Below are 17,305 nucleotides of genomic sequence, written 5' to 3'. Positions count from 1 at the left end.
GATGACCCGTTTGTATGGACAAATATGCCATTTAATGACACATTTCTTTTATGGCCACAGAGAGAACCAGAGCAACGGCACTAGAACGCCTTGATCGACTTGAGCAGATCGAAATGCTGCTGAAGTCCGGCGAGTGCCCGACAACCCATGATCTGGCGAAAGAACTCGGTGTTTCTCAAAGAACCCTGTTCCGGGATCTGGAGCTGCTCCGCGAGCGCGGTCTGCCGATTGAAGCGGACAAAGGCCGCGGCGGCGGCATTCGCCTGCAATCACGTTGGGGAGTTGGTCGTCTCAAGCTAGAGTATAAAGAGGCCATCGATCTGCTTATCAGCCTCGCCATCGCAGAAAGCATGCGCTCCCCTCTCCTGCTGGCCAACCTCAAGCCAATCCGCCGTAAACTAATTGCTTCTTTCTCCCCGGAACTGCGCTCCCGAGTCGACACCCTGAAGTCCCGCATCTGGATCGGCGGCACAGCTTCAGTCTATGTCTATGGATCTTTTGAGGAAATCGACAGCGACGCCATGAGCCCGATTAACGAAGCCTTTCTGATGAGCAAGTGCATCCAAATCGAATACAGCGATCAAAACGGCAATCTCTCCCAGCGTACCATCGAACCGCACTACCTCTTCCTGAGCTATCCGGTTTGGTACATCATGGCCTGGGACCACCTGCGCAACGCCGTCCGCACCTTCCGCCTTGACCGCATAAAATCCGCCCAAATGCTCGAAAAAAGCTTCCCGCTAAAACCCAAACACCCCTTCATAGACGCCATCGACGGCATCGAACCAACAACGCCATAAGCGCAGTTCCTCTGGGTTTCACGCTATCACGTCATCAAAGCTTCAACAAACATTCATAGGCCTGCCATGCGGTGCCCCTAACCAGAAAGCACTTAACCGCAAAACTATTCTGACAGGGGATTTTCATGCGCGTTCTTCGCACTTCACTTATGGGCGGCATTTCAGTTGCCATGTTGGCAGCAGGTCTTTTCGCTGTAACTGCATCTGAAGCAAAGTTCTTTAACCGTATCGCGACCATGCCAGTTTACGAAACATTGGCAGAAGGCGTAGACCGCAAGTCTGAAACCGTCGCAGAAATCATTGCCGCTTCTGAGGACGGCATGACCCTTGCCTTCACCGATGGCCCTCAGAAAGAGATCGTCTTCCTCGATGCTTCCAACGCCGCGCAGCCAGTTCCGATAGGGCGTAGCGCTCTCGGCGGTGAGCCAACTTCTGTAGCCATTTCAGGCAACTACGCGCTTGCTGGCGTGAACACCTCCGAAAGCTACACCAAGCCTTCCGGCTACCTCGCTGTCATCGATTTAGCAACCAAACAGATCGCGGCAAAGTGCGATGTGAAAGGTCAGCCTGACTCCGTAGCTATTTCCAAAGACGGCAAGTTCCTCGCAATCGCTATTGAGAACGAGCGTGACGAAGACCTGAACGACGGCGCTTTACCTCAGCTGCCAGCGGGCTTCTTGACCATCTTCGATCTAGACGAAAACGGCATGCCAACAAACTGCGATACTGTGCGCACCGTGGAGATGACAGGCCTTGCAGCGGAAGGTGGCGATGACCCAGAGCCAGAGTACGTCGCCATCAACAACAAGGGCGAAGCTGTTGTCACGCTTCAGGAAAACAACCACCTCGCTATCGTGGATCTGAATTCCGGCAAGATAATCAACCACTTCTCTGCCGGGACAGCAACCGCTGAAAACGTGCCGGTTAAGAAGGCGCGTCTCTCTGATGCCTCTGGTTCGAAGGTGAATGTTCCTCGGGAACCGGATGCTGTGGCTTGGATTGATGACAATCGCTTTGTGACAGCCAACGAAGGGGATTACAAAGGCGGCTCTCGTGGCTTCACCATCTGGAACAAAGACGGCACCATCGAGTTCGACAGCGGCAACCAGATGGAGCATCTGGCTATGTCCCACGGGCATTACCCCGCCAAGCGCGCGCACAAGAAGGGCACCGAGCCAGAGGGGGTAACTGTTGGCAAGTTCAGCGGAGAAACCCTGATCTTCGTAAACTCCGAGCGTGGAAACTTCGTAGCAGTATACCGCGACACGGGCACAGAACCTGAGTTCGTCCAGTTCCTGCCAACGCACATCGGTCCAGAAGGTCTGTTGGCAATCCCATCCCGCAATCTCTTCGTTGTCGCTAACGAGAAGGACAATGTAGAAGACAAAGTCCGCGCCCACGTTGGCCTCTACGAGTTCGGCGCAACATCTGCTGTGTACCCGCAACTGATCTCCAACATCGATCCGGAAACCAACGCACCAATCGGCTGGGGTGCAATCTCCGGCATGGTGTCAGACAAAGACGACGCCAACAAACTCTATGCCGTCTCTGACAGCTTCTACGACAAGGCCCGCATCTTCACGCTGGACGTTTCCAAGCAGCCGGTTGAAATCACAGGCCACATGGACCTGACAGGCGGCACCGCGAAAAAGTACGATCTGGAAGGCATTGCCCTGCGCAAAGAAGGTGGCTTCTGGCTGGCATCTGAAGGCAACGCGAAGAAGGAAATGGAGCACTTCCTGCTTCAGGCCTCTGCCAATGGTGAGATCCAGAAGGAAATCAAACTGCCAGCAAGCCTCATCGCACAGGCCAAGCGTTTCTCCCTAGAAGGCGTGGCCGAGTTTGAGATGAACGGCAAAACTCTTGTAGCTGTCGCAGTTCAGCGTGAATGGAACGACGATCCAAAGGGCATGACCAAAATCGGCATCTACGACCCTGCAGATGAAAGTTGGGGCTTCGTCCACTACCCGCTGGACGCACCGCGCAGTTCCGCCGGTGGTTGGGTTGGCCTCTCCGAAATCACAGCTCTCGGCAACGGCAAATTCGCTATTCTGGAGCGTGACAACAAAGGCGGTAAGGAAGCAGCTATCAAGCAGGTAACCACAGTCTCTCTGGAAGGCATCACCCCTGCTCCACACGGCACCGAGCTACCAGTACTGACCAAGAAAGTCGTTCTCGACCTGCTGCCAGCCATGTCTGCAACCAACGGCTGGACACCGGATAAGGTGGAAGGCTTGGCAATCACCAAAGATGGCCGCATCCTAGTCTCTACCGACAATGACGGCGTAGACGATGCCAGCGGCGAAAGCCTCTTCTTCTCCATGGGTGACGCAGCACAGCTGAACTAAGAGCAACACAACTGAATGAAGAACAGCCCGGCCGAACATTTCGCCGGGTTTTTCAATGCCGTGATTGGGAAATTCTGGCGGTGTCCCTCCGCAGCCCGAAGCCAGGTAGATATTATCACGCATAAACAATCTACACGTGCTGTATCAAATGATACAACAGCCACCCAAGCAAAGCACCAATAGTGAAATCAGATAAATACTTCTGATTCTCAATAAACTTGGTGCAAACATGCCTATATCCAATGTAAACACATCACAAACAACTGTGCAAATAGATCAAAGCGCAAGCTTCGCACAAGTTAACACCAAAGAAACACAAGCCACTAACTTGAGTGATTCCGCTTCAAAGACAGAAGCTCCCCAAAAAACAGGCTTTTACTACGCACCCTTTGCATCTGAAGATATTTTGCTCTTTGCCGCAGGCACCAATCAATCCCGCAATACCGCAGGCAAGCAACCGCGTCACATCATCGTGGCAAACGATGCAGACAAAGCCAAGCTGGAAACTCTGAAAGAGCAACTGATTGAAAGCAAACAGACACAAGCCAGCGACATTCGTGAAAAAGCAAATGCAGTCATTTCAGAGCTAAACCTTGAAGGGTTTGAGCTTTTGGATTTTATATCTTCAGATGCCTACAATGACATGCTGAAGCTGGCGCAAAACTACTCTTTTGAGGCTGAAGTTCTGCAACAGGCAGACATTATCAGCAATGAGAAAACCGGTATTCTGGGTACGCTGAAGAATGGCGAAAGCAAAATCTACGTACTCGGGCACGGCGCATACGGCTCCAATGAGATTTCCAGCAAACGAAGCGCCAGCGAAGAAGGCTATGAGACGGTTTCCTCAAAGGATCTTGCAGAGCAACTTTCTAAAGGTGGTTTGGACAAATCCTTCACCGATATTCGCGTTGAAAGCTGCTTTAGCGCAGATGCAACAGAGCCTGAGTCATTTGAACCGGAAGAGCTGAAACTGGCATCTGAGCCGGGTTACATAGACGCTCCAGAATATCCGGAACTGGATGGCACCAAAGTTTTCCCGTTTGCCCAGTCCCTCGCCAATGACCTCAAAAGCGCTGGCTTTGAAAACCCTGAAGTCGCTGGCTATCATGGCGCTGGTAAAGCTTACTCAGATGATCCCCATAGATACCAGACACTTCACACGGACGACGCGCCAGTAGCCAGAAGCTCAGAAGTGCGAGAGTTGTTCCTGCCCGTCTGAGCTTACCGCTCTCCCGACTGAATGCATAAAGCCCGACAAAACTTCTACGCCGGGCCTTCTGCTTAGCGCTGACTTTCTGACAGCCTGCGCAAAATAGCATCAGCACGGGTCCAGAGGATAGCACTCCCCTCCTCTGCAATCTGATGCAGCTCAGAGCGGCTCAGTCGCTTGGCAAGTGTGGCACCAAAATCAGGCGAATGGACTGGGCTTGTATCCTTCAGCCCATACCATAACTGCACGTCCTGCTTGATGTTTTCGACATCGAACGACCAACGCCCCATGGCAAGCCCAGTATCACGGGCATACCCGGCTGCACCCTGAGAGAAGCCTGCAGCAAGCGCATTCCGATAAAGAGGAGCAAACGATGCTGAGGCATAGAACGCACGGTCCTCAGGCCCACTCATCCCTTCAATCATCTGCCACAACCAGTCAGCCGTCGCCATGCCTGTAATGTCTGCCTCAAGACGATCCGGATCATCACAAGCAAGCGAAACCATGCCCTTCAACTCATCAGGAAGCATAGCAAATAGCTCCGGAGAGGCCAGTTCATCTTGACCGGAGACAACTGCAACGCCATCAACAAGGCCAGCATCAGCCAGCGCCAACGCAAACGGCGCACCTTGCGAAAAGCCAATCGCAAACGCCTGATTAGCCTTCACAAAATCAAACAGTTCCTTGATATCCGCTGCCCAGCTTTCAAAACTCTTCTCAGGATCTGCCTCTGAGTTTCCCAGCCCAGGACGATCAACGGAGAGAATGCGCAGACCAAGATCTGTTGCGGCCTGCTCTCCAAACGGAATGGCCGAGGCCATCCCCGCGCCCTGACACAAAATCACGGGCCGCCCATCTGCAGCGCCCCATTCACTCCACGCAAGGACGCGGCCACCGGAAAGTTTCAGTGTTCCATCTTGCAGCTTCACAAACATATTCCTCAATGCAAATTCAAAAGCGAAATCAATAAACTAATAAGGCAGGCAGTCTTTGCTCACCCTCAAAGCTGCAACTAACAAAACGGGTAATCACGGCCAGATCAAGCCAGTAATCTTGATTTCCCCGATCTCACAAACCCGATTTAAAAGAAGGCCCGGAGGAACACCCCGGGCCTTATCGATTATTTCTTGGTTGCAAGCTGCTCGCCCATGGAAGCCAGCTCTTCAACATGCCAGAACTCACGGATCTTACCGTCTTCAACGCGGTAGACCTCAAAGCCAGCAATATCAAAGGCGTTACCGTTCGCTTCAGAACCAAACAGACCATCAGTGTTTGTGCCTTTATAGCGCCAGTAAATCAGAACCTTATCGTCACCAACCGGCTCAATCATACCAAGCTCATGGCGAGAGTCCGGCGCACCAGCTGCCAGTGCTGTGAAGGTGTCCAGCGCGGACTGCTTGGCGTTTTGGCCATCATGACCGTTATGGTCCACCATATCGTCTGCGTAGAACTCAGCCAGTTTCGCGCGGTCAAACGGACGGCTATCAGCAACCTCATAAAATTTGCTCAGAAGATCAGTGGCTTCAGTCGCACCGGCAACCGCAGTTGAAAGGGCAAGAGCTGCACCTGCAGCAGCGAGCTTCACTTTGTTCATTGGTGTATTTCCCTTGTTTTCATTAGGCAAACCCCATATGAAAGCAAAGAAACAAAAGGTCTAGTACGCACTATTTTAGCAGCTAGTATATAAAAGGGTACTGCATACCATGAGCGATGACAGCACAGACACACCAAGTGGAGCATTCGTTGGCTACGAAACATGCCCGGTGCGCCGAACGCTCACCGTTCTCAATGGAAAATGGAAGCTATTGATTATATACGAGCTTTTGCCCGCTCCATGCCGCTTTAACGAGCTGAAGCGCAGACTGTCCGGCGTCTCTCAACGCTTGCTCACAGCCCAATTGAGATCACTGGAAGCAGACGGAATTGTCGATCGCTTAGTCATGGAAGTTGTCCCGCCCCATGTGGAATACTCCCTCTCTGAAAAAGGCAGATCCTTGCAACCCGTGCTTCAGGCAATGGAAATGTGGGGCGAAAACGAGATTAAAAATTCCCCAATAAGCTAGTCTTTGCGCTCATAGTGATAGGTGATCTTGGGCTTGTTCTTACCAAACAGGATCTTCAGGATCACAAGGGGAATAGTGATGGCAATGATGGCCAGCATCAGGCCTGAGGCAAACCCGATCACAAGGAGGATAAATGCCAACAAAGCCATTGCGAACAATATCGCGATAACTCGTCCGGTCACATATTCCAGAAAATTCAGCATCACCATCTCCAACGGGCATATCTCTGAGAACCAAACAGCGGTTTCTGAACGAGAATACGCGAACAAACATCCAAAACAGCGCCGTTGCTATGTGCGCTGTTTCAGAGCTACCCCAAGGGTACACCGCTAAAAGATGGCGATGCAACTGAAGAGAATCAAGCGTTCTCGTGCTTTTTAGCTGCTGAGTTATTCCCGCTCTCTGCATTCAGATCAGCAAAGCTCCGGCCAGAAGCAACCAACTCCTCCAGCAGTTTTGCAGGCTGCCAGAAGTAGCCGTCTTCTTCAGCATACGCTTTGATATTGCTGAGGATTTTCTCCAGACCAATCTCATCGGCATACTGCATAGGACCACCACGCCAACGCGGGAATCCATAGCCATAGATCAGCGTCATATCCACGTCCAATGGCCGCAAAGCAATGCCTTCTTCAACCACCTTCGCAGCTTCATTCACCATCGCCGCCATATAGCGATCCAGGATCTGCTCTTTTGAAAGGTTTTGTGCGTTGATTTGTTTTTCTTTGCGTTCTTCTGTCAGAATGTCGAGCACAGCCGGGTTTGGCGTCCCTTTCCGGGCACCATCCTCATAAACGTAATAGCCCTTGCTGGTTTTCTGTCCAAACCAGCCCTGCTCACACATGCGGTCTGCAAATGTGAAATAGCGTTCACGTGGATCACGGGTTGGCGCCTTCCGCTTGCGGGTCGCCCAGCCGATATCCAGACCTGCCAGATCGGCCACCGCGTACGGCCCCATCGGAAAGCCGAACTCCAGCATCACATCATCCACCTCAAACGGTGTGGATCCATCCACCACAATCGCATCCGCAGCAGCGCGATAGGTCGCCAGAATGCGGTTGCCGATGAAGCCATCACAAACACCAGCCCGAACAGCAATCTTGCGCATGATCTTGCCAAGCTGGAACCCAGTCGCGATCACGTCCGGAGCCGTCTTGTCTGCAACCACCACTTCCAGCAGTTTCATAATGTGCGCCGGAGAGAAGAAGTGCAGGCCAATCACATCCTGCGGACGCTTGGTGACAGCGGCAATGGCGTTCACATCCAGGTAGGAGGTGTTGGTTGCCAGAACCGCACCCTCCTTACAAACAGCATCCAACTTCTCGAAGACCTGCTTCTTCACGTCGATGTCTTCAAACACCGCCTCAACAACCAGATCCACCTCAGAAAGCGAGGCATAGTCTGTGCTCAAAGACAGCGCTTTATCAAAGATCCGTTGTTCCTGCTCTGCTGAAAGCTTACCTTTCTTGACCGCCCCGCCAACGTTCTTGGCAATCGTCGCCTTCGCACGGCCAAGCGCTTCATCATCGCGCTCGATCAGCGTAACGGAAAGCCCGTTCATCAGCGCACCGGTCGCAATGCCTGCGCCCATGGTTCCACCACCGATCACACCAATAGACTTGAGCGTACGCGGGGCAATGCCTTCAATCTCGGGCAGCTTACCAAGAGCCCGATCCGCAAAGAAAGCATGCGCCAGCGCGCGGTGCTGAGCGGAGTTCTTCAGCTCCATAAACATCTCACGCTCTTTCGCCATGCCATCCGCAAAGCTGGTCTGGCTGGCAACTTCAATGGCTTCAACGCAAACCACCGGCGACTTCTGACCACGTGCCCGTTTGGCAACCGCAGCTTGGCATCCGCAAACACCTGAGCATCAACAGCAGGAGCAACCAACTCAGAACAACGGCGCAGCGGAGTTCCGTTGTCGATCACAGATCGTGCAAACGCCAGACCAGCTGCGACCGCATCAGCCTCATCGCTCACGTCGTCCAGAATACCAGCGGCCTTCGCAGCATCCGCCCCAATCGGCGCTCCACTCGGGATCATCTCCAGCGCTTTCTCATAGCCCGCAAGCCGCGGCAACCGCTGCGTGCCACCAGCACCCGGAATGATGCCCAGATGCACTTCGGGCAAACCAACCTTGGCGCCCTTTACCCCAACACGGAAGTGACAGCCCAGCGCAACCTCAAGCCCGCCGCCCAGCGCGACACCATGAATGGCCGCAATCACAGGCTTGGTGCAGGCTTCAATGCCATCAATCACATCAGGCAGATGCGGTTCAGTCGCTGGACGCTTAAACTCACGGATATCTGCCCCCGCGATGAACACCTTACCTTCCCCAACAATCACCGCAACTTTCGCCGCTTCGTCTTCTTCAAACTGCTTGATGCGCGCAACCAGATCCTGCCGGATCGCCAGAGACAACGCATTCACCGGCGCATTGCTCACGGTCATAACCGCAACATCACCGCGCAATTCATAGGAAACCTGACCTGATGACTTAATTGAAGAAGACACTCGAAACTCCCTGAGGCAAAGCGCACTCCCGCGCCGCACTATCATTCGCAATTCCACGTAGTTTAGCAGGGCGCAGCAGGAATTCCAGTTGTAAAATACAATTCTAATATGCGGAATTAGAAGCAGTAAATCACAGCTGACCTCACCGCCTAAGCTGGCTCCTCCAACCCATTAGGCAAGGAAATCCAGATCACGGTCTGAGCCTCCTGCGAATGGCGCGAAAGGTGACCTTTGCCATGCGTATCCTCAATCATCAAAAACTCACCGGCCTCGACGGTGCGAACCTCACCATCACTGGTCTCATACTCAACCGCCCCATTAAGCCGCACAGTCAAAACCCGATCAGGAACCGTATGCCACTCCACTTGGCGCATCCCAGCCGGAATACGGGTGATGCGGACACGTGAAGCCGGATAGCTGGCAGTCACATCAAACGGCACAGCATCAGGATGCACCGACACCTGATTGGTCGGTATCTCGATTTCATCGAAATGCGATTCCCCATCCGGCGTTGCGTAGATACGTAGGCACTTCACAGCAGCAGCCTCCCTCAATCTGACCAAGACATCGCGAGATCTACCTAGCACACCACAACCAGAAGACGAAACAACCACCTTGGTTGGTGCTCCCCTTCTGTGCGGCCCAATCTCCCAAAAGCAAAAAACCCGGCGCCTTACGGCACCGGGTTTCTCGTTTAGTCTTGGAAGCGCATCATCGAAAACGACCTCTGTTTCCGATGATGGACACCTTAGAAGCAGCGCTTACTTGGAAGCGTCTGCCCAGCTCTTGATCAGCTCGTCGTAGTCAACGGTGACCGGAGTTGGCTTCTCGTTAGCCAGTTTGGCTTTAGGTGCGCCTGGCTGGTTCAGCCAGTAGTCACGATCCTTAACTTCGTTGAGCTTAGGACCACACTCGCCCTGAACACCAGCACGCTCAAGACGCTTCAGAACTTTGTCCTGAGCAGCAGCAAGAGCAGTCATAGCTTCCTGAGGAGTTTTCGCACCTGAGGATGCATCACCAATGTTCTGCCACCACAGCTGAGCCAGCTTTGGATAGTCGGGAACGTTGGTACCGGTTGGGGTCCACTGTACGCGAGCTGGTGAACGGTAGAATTCAACCAGACCACCCAGCTTAGGTGCACGCTCGGTGAAGGACGCATCACGAACGTCACTGTCACGTACGAAGGTCAGACCAACGTGAGACTTCTTCAGAGAAGTTGTCTTTGCAACGGTGAACTGAGCGTACAGCCATGCAGCTTTCGCACGATCTTCCGGAGTAGACTTCATCAGAGTCCAGGAACCAGCATCCTGATAACCCAGCTTCATGCCTTCTTCCCAGTAAGCACCCTTCGGAGAAGGAGCCATACGCCACTTAGGAGTGCCGTCTGCGTTCACAACTGGAATACCATCTTTCACCATGTCTGCGGTGAAGGCTGTGTACCAGAAGATCTGCTGAGCAACAGAACCCTGTGCCGGAACCGGACCAGCTTCAGAGAACACCATGCCTGGCGCTTCAGCTGGAGCGTACTTCTTCAGCCACTCGATGTACTTGGTGATGGAGTAAACCGCTGCAGGACCATCGGTTGCACCACCGCGCTCAACGGAAGAACCAGCTGGGGAACAGCCGTTTACGCGAATGCCCCACTCGTCAACTGGCAGACCGTTCGGGATACCCTTGTCGCCAGCACCAGCCATGGAGAGCCATGCATCGGTAAAGCGCCAACCCAAGGATGGATCTTTCTTACCGTAGTCCATGTGGCCATAGACTTTTTCGCCGTTGATTTCTTTCACGTCGTTGGTGAAGAACTCAGCGATGTCTTCGTAAGCAGACCAGTTAACCGGAACACCCAGCTCGTAACCGTATTTCGCTTTAAACTGCGCTTTGATGTCTGGGTTGGTGAACCAGTCATAGCGGAACCAGTAAAGGTTCGCGAACTGCTGATCAGGAAGCTGGTAAAGCTTACCGTCTGGACCAGTGGTGAAGGACTTGCCGATGAAGTCTTCAATGTCCAGAGTTGGCAGAGTTACGTCTTTACCTTCGTTCGCCATCCAGTCGGTCAAGTTACGAACCTGCTGGTAACGAGCGTGAGTACCGATCAGGTCGGAGTCGTTGATGTACGCGTCGTAGATGTTCTCACCAGACTGCATCTGGGTCTGAAGCTTCTCAACAACGTCACCTTCACCGATCAGATCGTGAGTAACTTTAATGCCGGTGATTTCGGTAAATGCTTTTGCAAGAACCTTAGCTTCGTATTCGTGGGTCGCAATGGTCTCGGAAACCACTTTGATTTCCATACCTTTGAAAGGCTCAGCTGCTTTGATGAACCAGTCCATTTCCTTCATCTGCTCTTCCTGAGAAAGAGTAGAAGGCTGGAACTCGTCGCTCACCCACTTCTTAGCGGCTTCCATATCTGCGAATGCAGAGCTGGAAGCACAGATCATGGCTGCAAAGCCAACGGACGCTAATAGCTGACGTCTCATATATATTCCTCCCGACTATAATTTATTGCACTGACAGTTCCCCTAGACGTCAGTGCGGAGAAAAAAGCTCATTCCTAAACCCAGCGGAACACGCAAAACGCATATGCCACACAGACCAACAGAGCCCACCAAAGGTTTGTGCTAACAAACCCAAGCCAAAACAGGCAGATAAACGCACTGCCCAACAGCGAGACAAACAAGCGGTCGCCGCGTGTTGTCTCAAATCTCAAGATGCCATGCCGCGGGCTTCCCCCCGGCACAAACCACTCCCAAACCGCCATTCCGGAAAGAAACAGCGCAATCATGGAAAAGAAAATCGCAGTTGGCTGCGTCCAGGCCATCCAAGAAAAATCCATGCCTTGCTCTCCTGATTAAACGCGGCCCAGGGCAAAGCCCTTAGCGATGTAGTTACGTACGAAGTAGATCACCAACGCACCTGGAATAATGGTCAAGATTCCAGCTGCTGCGAGTACACCCCAATCCATGCCGGAAGCTGAAACCGTACGGGTCATAGTCGCCGCAATCGGCTTAGCCGCAGTGGTTGTCAGCGTACGGGCAATCAGCAGCTCAACCCATGAGAACATGAAGCAGAAGAACGCTGCCACGCCGATGCCGCTTGCAATCAGAGGCATGAAGATCTTGCCGAAGAACTTCGGGAAGGAGTAGCCATCGATATACGCGGTCTCATCGATCTCTTTCGGAACGCCGGACATAAAGCCTTCCAGGATCCACACGGCCAGCGGCACGTTGAACAGACAGTGCGCCAGAGCCACAGCAATGTGCGTGTCGATCAGACCAAATGCGGAGTAAAGCTGGAAGAACGGCAGCGCAAACACCGCTGGGGGTGCCATACGGTTGGTCAGCAGCCAGAAGAACAGGTGCTTATCACCCAGAAACTTGTAGCGAGAGAACGCATAAGCCGCTGGCAGCGCAACCGCCACGGAGATCACCGTGTTCAGCGCCACATAGGTAATGGAGTTGATGTAACCGCTGTACCAGCTAGGGTCTGTGAAGATCACCATGTAGTTGGCGAGCGTTGGCTCATCCGGCCACAGGGTGAACTTGCTCAGGATCTCCTGATTGGTCTTCAGGCTCATGTTGAAGAGCCAGTAGATCGGCAGCATCAAAAACGTTATGTACAGAGTTGGCACGAGGAAGGAATAACGGCTTCCTGTTCTTTGTGCCTTTGCGCGGGTCCGGCTGCGTGGAGCCTGTCCACCAGCAGCAACACCCTGATCAATTGCAGCAGTTCCAGTTGTTGTCGACATGGTGCTTACTCCTCGCCTGCGTATTGTTTCTTCTCAGTTCCGGCATTGTTCATCACGGTGTAGAACACCCAGGAGAACAGCAGGATGATGAGGAAGTAGACGAGTGACATTGCAGCAGCTGGTCCAAGGTCAAACTGACCAATCGCCATCTTCACAAGGTCGATACTCAGGAAGGTCGTGGAGTTACCCGGTCCGCCACCTGTGACAACAAACGGCTCGGTGTAAATCATGAAGCTGTCCATGAAGCGCAGCAGAACCGCAATCAGCAACACACTGTGCATCTTTGGCAGCTGGATGTAACGGAACACAGCCCAGCGGGACGCACCATCGATGCGTGCTGCCTGATAATAAGCCTCAGGAATGGAAACCAGACCTGCATAGCACAGCAGCACAACAAGGCTGGTCCAGTGCCACACATCCATAACAATCACGGTGGCCCATGCAGCGACAGGATCCTGCGTGTAGTTGTAGTTGATGCCCAGCGAGTTCAGGAAGTAACCCAGCAGACCAATGTCCGCACGGCCAAACACCTGCCAGATGGTGCCAACCACGTTCCACGGCACAAGCAGTGGTAGTGCCATCAGCACCAGACAAACCGGAACACCCCAGCCCTTTTTAGGCATGCAAAGCGCGATACCGATGCCCAGCGGAATTTCAATCGCAAGGATCGTGAAAGAGAAGATCAGGTTGCGCACCAGAGCATCATGAAAACGCTCTGAGGCAAGCAGTTCCTGAAACCATTCAATACCAACCCAGAAGAACTGGTTGTTTCCAAAGCTGTCCTGAAACGCGTAGTTCACAACGGTCATCAATGGAATAACAGCGGTAAAGGCCACCAGCAAAAGAACCGGTAAAACCATGAACCAGGCTTTGTTGTTTACGGTCTTTTCCATGGCTTAAGCCCCCTCACTTACGAGCCAGCTATCGGCATAAAGGTTCGTCTGTGTCGGGTCGAAGAGAGCTGTCGGGCTTTCCGGAATGCTCTCGCCTTCGCCAACAATCGCGTTCAGCGCAATGCCATCCATCTCACCGCGCAGAATGCGGTAACGTCCGATGTCTTCCACATTGTTGACAGTCAGCGGCAGGCCTTCGCCAGCACCACCCAGTTTCACGAACTCAGGGCGAATGCCCACCTCGGTCTTCTGAGCAACCTTTTTCGGGTCAAGACCACACTGCAGCGGAACACTGTGGTCGCCAATGCGCGCCATGGTGCCATCCACCTCACACGGCAGAACGTTCATGCCCGGGGAACCGATGAAGTAACCAACAAACGTATGCTGTGGGCGTCGGAACAGCTCATCCGGCGTGCCGATCTGCACCACTTCACCGCCATACATCACCACAACCTTATCCGCGAAGGTCAAGGCCTCAGTCTGGTCGTGGGTTACGTAAACCATGGTGAAGCCGAACTGCTTGTGCAGATGCTTCAGCTGCGAGCGCAGAACCCACTTCATGTGCGGGTCAATCACGGTCAGCGGCTCATCAAACAGGATCGCGTTAGTGTCAGAACGCACCAAACCACGGCCCAGAGAAATCTTCTGCTTCTCATCAGCTGTCAGACCCTGCGCCTTGCGCTTGGCCTTGCTCTCCAGATCAATGATCTTCAGAATTTCATTGACCTTCTGATCAACCTCAGCCGCCGGCACACCGCGATTGCGCAGCGGGAAAGCCAAGTTGTCGTAAACAGACATGGTGTCGTAAACGACCGGGAACTGGAACACCTGCGCGATGTTACGCGCTTCGGTGGAAAGCTCCGTGACCGGCTTGCCATCAAACAGCAGCTCACCTTCAGATGGGGTCAGCAGGCCAGAAATGATGTTCAGAAGAGTTGTCTTGCCACAGCCGGAAGAGCCAAGAAGCGCATAAGCACCACCGTCTTCAAAGGTCAGATTAACTTCCTTCAAAGCGTAGTCACTTGGGCTCGTTGGGTTCGGCAGATAAGAGTGGCGAATGTGGTCGAGATCAATACGTGCCATGCTCGCCTCCTTAAGCCGCTTCGCTCATGAGAGACGCAACAGAGCGACCCTCATCATCAAAGATCATGAAGTTCTTGGCGTCCACGTACACCTCGATCTCGGCATCCACATCCACGTTATGAATGCCATGCTCCAGCGCCACCCAGCGGTGGTTGAGGCACGTCAGGTGGATGAAGCTCTCAGATCCGGTGATCTCGGAGACGTCAACAACGGAAGGAAGACACACAGCATCTTCGCTCGGGCGCTGCAGGTAGAGGTGATGGGGCCGGAAACCTGCTTTGTAATGTCCATCAGGAAGACGCTTTTCTTCCTCAGATGCCGGAATAACCGTACCGTTGGACGTACGGAACTCGCTTCCGCTTTTTGTCAGGCCCAACAGGTTCAGCGGCGGGTCAGAGAAAGTCTGCGCAGTTACGATGTCCTGAGGATTTCTGTAAACATCGATGGTAGGGCCAAACTGAGAAACACGGCCTTCATGCAAGGTCGCAGTGCGCCCGCCCAGCAGCAGCGCTTCAGTTGGCTCTGTTGTTGCATAAACAAACACTGCACCGCTTTCAGAGAAGATCTTTGGCAGCTCGTCGCGCAGTTCTTCACGCAGCTTGTAGTCCAGGTTCGCCAGTGGCTCATCCATCAGCACCAGATGCGCACCTTTCACCAGCGCGCGCGCCAAAGCGGTACGCTGCTGCTGACCACCGGAAAGGTTCAGCGGTGTTCTGTCCAGATAGGGTGAGAGCTTCATCAGATCCGCAGCTTTGCGCACTTGGCTTTCGATCTCATCCCCCTTCAGCCCTGCAACGCGCAGCGGGCTGGCGATGTTTTCGTAAACCGTGAGAGCCGGGTAGTTGATGAACTGCTGATAGACCATGGCGACATCGCGCTTGCGCACGGAAACACCGGTCATGTCCTGTCCATTTACGAGCACTTGCCCTGCAGTTGGTTTGTCCAGCCCTGCCATCAAACGCATCAGCGTTGTTTTGCCCGACAGTGTTGGTCCCAACAATACGTTCAATGAACCACTTTCAAGACGCAGAGACACGTCACGAATATGATCCATGCCGTCAACAGTTTTGCTGACGCCCCTTAATTCAAGCATGTTGCCCTCCCGGAACAGAAAGCGACCCGACTGCTTTCTGCGGTACGCGCTGCTTGCACTGCGGTACCTTTAAATTCCTGACTGTAATTCCATAAACAGCTCAAAACCGAGCTGAATCCCATAGTAAAGGCCGAGGCCTTTTAAAGAACATCGCAGCTTTTTGATGCTGCGTTCCTGTCAAATTTTCACGAGCCTCCCCGAACACTTTCAAGTTCTGCTTTCTTACGCAGCTCCGTCCCTACAAAGTGCCATTAGAGACCAAAATTAAACTACGTCCTAACCTACACGTCAATTTTCGTTTACAGCCGATTACGCGCATATTCGCGTAATTTCGAAATATAAGCGAAACCACTTAAGCGTCAATTCGAAAATTGACAAAACGAAACTCCCGGTTGTTATCCATTAGGATGAGAACGCACCACGTGCGGCTGAAAATGGTGAAGAACTGTCATTCCTGCACCCCACACCCGTCTCCTTTAACACCTTGAAAAGACTGAGGTGTTCACTCAAACTCAAATATACTGAGCCAACTAATATTTTCGCGGCGAAATAATTCGAACCTATTTTCGGCAATCTGACGTTCTCCACCGGGTGTGTTCAAATCCTGAATTTCCTTTGCTTAAAGATCGATTCTGGAGCCCAGCTTGACGGTTCGCACTCGCACCTCCCGCCAGTTTCGCAGCCCCCCTTGCCCTACAGGCAGATGCAACTCTATTGTCGTGAAGCAAGATTAAACTGAAGCGGCAGGCTTTGGTTGATCAGGGAGGGGAACTGCATCATGGATTTTTGCCTACAGCTTTACAGCGCACGAAACTTCCAGCCCTGGAAAGAGGTCATTCAGGAAACCGCCCTCCTCGGATACACGCAGGTCGAAGGCTTTGAAGAGCTCTATCCCACACTGGAAGCAGCCCAGAAAATCCGCGAGTTGCTCGACCAATACGACCTGGACATGCCCTCCGGCCATTTTGATCTGAAGGATCTGGAAGAAAACCTAGACCAGTGCATCAAGATCGCAGTCCTCCTTGGCATGCACACCATCTTTGCTCCCTACCTCACGCCAGAAGACCGCCCCAAAACCAAGCACGAATGGACCGTCTTCGCCCACCGGCTGGAGCATGTTGCAGGCACGCTCAAGCACAAAGGCTTTCACTTCGGCTGGCACAATCACGATTTCGAGTTCCGCCCCCTCCCCGATGGCACCATCCCCATGGAGATCATCATCTCCGAAGCTCCTTCAGTGGAATGGGAGATCGACGTTGCATGGATCATCAAGGCAGACCTTGATCCGCTGGATTGGATCGAAGCCCACGGCACCCGCATCACCGCTGTCCATATCAAAGACATCGCGCCGGAAGGCGAAGGTACGGATGAAGATGGTTGGGCAGATGTAGGTTTTGGCACCGTTCCATGGGGCCACATCCTCGCCGCCCTGCAGGAAAAGAGCCGCACCAAAATCTACATTCTGGAACACGACGACCCGAACAATTTTCTCCGCTTCGCTGACCGTTCCTTAACCTCACTTAAAATGCTTGAGGGCGTATAGGCAGTTTGCCATA

General features: G+C 53.0%; 17 protein-coding genes. 5 read left to right on the top strand and 12 right to left on the bottom strand.

Annotated elements, in window-relative coordinates; all coding sequences use genetic code 11:
• Positions 1 to 50 precede the first annotated feature (50 nt).
• The 3 genes from JCM12308_RS24395 to JCM12308_RS24385 all read left to right on the top strand — a co-directional run bounded on the left by JCM12308_RS24395 (position 51) and on the right by JCM12308_RS24385 (position 4,367).
• Positions 51 to 800 carry a helix-turn-helix transcriptional regulator gene (locus JCM12308_RS24395; RefSeq protein ID WP_054785351.1) on the top strand — a complete coding sequence of 250 codons (750 nt, stop codon included), beginning with the start codon at positions 51 to 53 and terminating at the stop codon, positions 798 to 800.
• 125 nt (positions 801 to 925) lie between these two features.
• Positions 926 to 3,148, top strand: a complete 2,223-nt coding sequence (locus JCM12308_RS24390) for an esterase-like activity of phytase family protein (RefSeq protein ID WP_054785350.1) — start codon at positions 926 to 928, stop codon at positions 3,146 to 3,148.
• A gap of 328 nt (positions 3,149 to 3,476) precedes the next feature.
• Complete coding sequence (locus tag JCM12308_RS24385; protein WP_208609281.1) at positions 3,477 to 4,367, top strand: hypothetical protein; 891 nt, start codon at positions 3,477 to 3,479, stop codon at positions 4,365 to 4,367.
• 62 nt (positions 4,368 to 4,429) lie between these two features.
• Here the strand turns inward: JCM12308_RS24385 and JCM12308_RS24380 are convergent, their stop codons facing one another.
• Complete coding sequence (locus JCM12308_RS24380) at positions 4,430 to 5,293, bottom strand: alpha/beta fold hydrolase (RefSeq protein ID WP_054785348.1); 864 nt, start codon at positions 5,291 to 5,293, stop codon at positions 4,430 to 4,432.
• 185 nt (positions 5,294 to 5,478) lie between these two features.
• Positions 5,479 to 5,952 carry an ester cyclase gene (locus tag JCM12308_RS24375; RefSeq protein WP_054785347.1) on the bottom strand — a complete coding sequence of 158 codons (474 nt, stop codon included), beginning with the start codon at positions 5,950 to 5,952 and terminating at the stop codon, positions 5,479 to 5,481.
• A 109-nt stretch (positions 5,953 to 6,061) separates the two neighbouring features.
• On the opposite strand from JCM12308_RS24375, the gene JCM12308_RS24370 reads away from it, so the two are divergent.
• Positions 6,062 to 6,421, top strand: coding sequence for a winged helix-turn-helix transcriptional regulator (locus JCM12308_RS24370; protein WP_054785346.1), 360 nt, complete (start codon positions 6,062 to 6,064; stop codon positions 6,419 to 6,421).
• Here the strand turns inward: JCM12308_RS24370 and JCM12308_RS24365 are convergent.
• The 10 genes from JCM12308_RS24365 to JCM12308_RS24325 form a co-directional block, all read right to left on the bottom strand.
• Positions 6,418 to 6,624 (bottom strand): hypothetical protein, encoded by a 207-nt coding sequence (locus JCM12308_RS24365; protein WP_128647471.1) that lies wholly within the window; start codon positions 6,622 to 6,624, stop codon positions 6,418 to 6,420. The genes JCM12308_RS24370 and JCM12308_RS24365 overlap by 4 nt on opposite strands.
• A 155-nt stretch (positions 6,625 to 6,779) precedes the next feature.
• Entirely contained in the window at positions 6,780 to 8,225 is a 1,446-nt protein-coding gene (locus JCM12308_RS24360; RefSeq protein ID WP_306303380.1) for a 3-hydroxyacyl-CoA dehydrogenase, read from the bottom strand.
• Positions 8,138 to 8,932 (bottom strand): enoyl-CoA hydratase-related protein, encoded by a 795-nt coding sequence (locus tag JCM12308_RS32840; protein WP_306303379.1) that lies wholly within the window; start codon positions 8,930 to 8,932, stop codon positions 8,138 to 8,140. The genes JCM12308_RS24360 and JCM12308_RS32840 overlap by 88 nt, the downstream gene beginning before the upstream one ends.
• A 149-nt stretch (positions 8,933 to 9,081) precedes the next feature.
• Positions 9,082 to 9,468, bottom strand: a complete 387-nt coding sequence (locus JCM12308_RS24355; protein ID WP_054785345.1) for a cupin domain-containing protein — start codon at positions 9,466 to 9,468, stop codon at positions 9,082 to 9,084.
• A 225-nt stretch (positions 9,469 to 9,693) separates the two neighbouring features.
• Positions 9,694 to 11,412 carry an ABC transporter substrate-binding protein gene (locus JCM12308_RS24350; protein WP_008552567.1) on the bottom strand — a complete coding sequence of 573 codons (1,719 nt, stop codon included), beginning with the start codon at positions 11,410 to 11,412 and terminating at the stop codon, positions 9,694 to 9,696.
• A 74-nt stretch (positions 11,413 to 11,486) separates the two neighbouring features.
• Positions 11,487 to 11,768 (bottom strand): DUF2160 domain-containing protein, encoded by a 282-nt coding sequence (locus JCM12308_RS24345; protein WP_037038130.1) that lies wholly within the window; start codon positions 11,766 to 11,768, stop codon positions 11,487 to 11,489.
• 15 nt (positions 11,769 to 11,783) lie between these two features.
• Positions 11,784 to 12,680: a carbohydrate ABC transporter permease gene (locus JCM12308_RS24340; RefSeq protein ID WP_014287257.1), complete on the bottom strand. Its 897-nt coding sequence runs from the start codon at positions 12,678 to 12,680 to the stop codon at positions 11,784 to 11,786.
• 5 nt (positions 12,681 to 12,685) lie between these two features.
• Positions 12,686 to 13,573: a carbohydrate ABC transporter permease gene (locus tag JCM12308_RS24335; RefSeq protein WP_014287258.1), complete on the bottom strand. Its 888-nt coding sequence runs from the start codon at positions 13,571 to 13,573 to the stop codon at positions 12,686 to 12,688.
• Positions 13,574 to 13,576: 3 nt separating this feature from the next.
• Entirely contained in the window at positions 13,577 to 14,656 is a 1,080-nt protein-coding gene (locus tag JCM12308_RS24330; RefSeq protein ID WP_008552531.1) for an ABC transporter ATP-binding protein, read from the bottom strand.
• 10 nt (positions 14,657 to 14,666) lie between these two features.
• Positions 14,667 to 15,749 carry an ABC transporter ATP-binding protein gene (locus JCM12308_RS24325; protein ID WP_054785344.1) on the bottom strand — a complete coding sequence of 361 codons (1,083 nt, stop codon included), beginning with the start codon at positions 15,747 to 15,749 and terminating at the stop codon, positions 14,667 to 14,669.
• A 778-nt stretch (positions 15,750 to 16,527) separates the two neighbouring features.
• Here JCM12308_RS24325 and JCM12308_RS24320 point away from each other — a divergent pair.
• On the top strand, positions 16,528 to 17,292 hold the full coding sequence (locus tag JCM12308_RS24320) for a sugar phosphate isomerase/epimerase family protein (RefSeq protein WP_054785343.1): 765 nt from the start codon (positions 16,528 to 16,530) through the stop codon (positions 17,290 to 17,292).
• Positions 17,293 to 17,305: the final 13 nt, after the last annotated feature.

It is taken from the genome of Pseudovibrio denitrificans JCM 12308, assembly GCF_001310815.1.
Lineage (GTDB): Bacteria > Pseudomonadota > Alphaproteobacteria > Rhizobiales > Stappiaceae > Pseudovibrio > Pseudovibrio denitrificans.
Note: the sequence above shows the minus strand (reverse complement) of the source record. Positions and strands in the feature narration are given on the sequence as shown.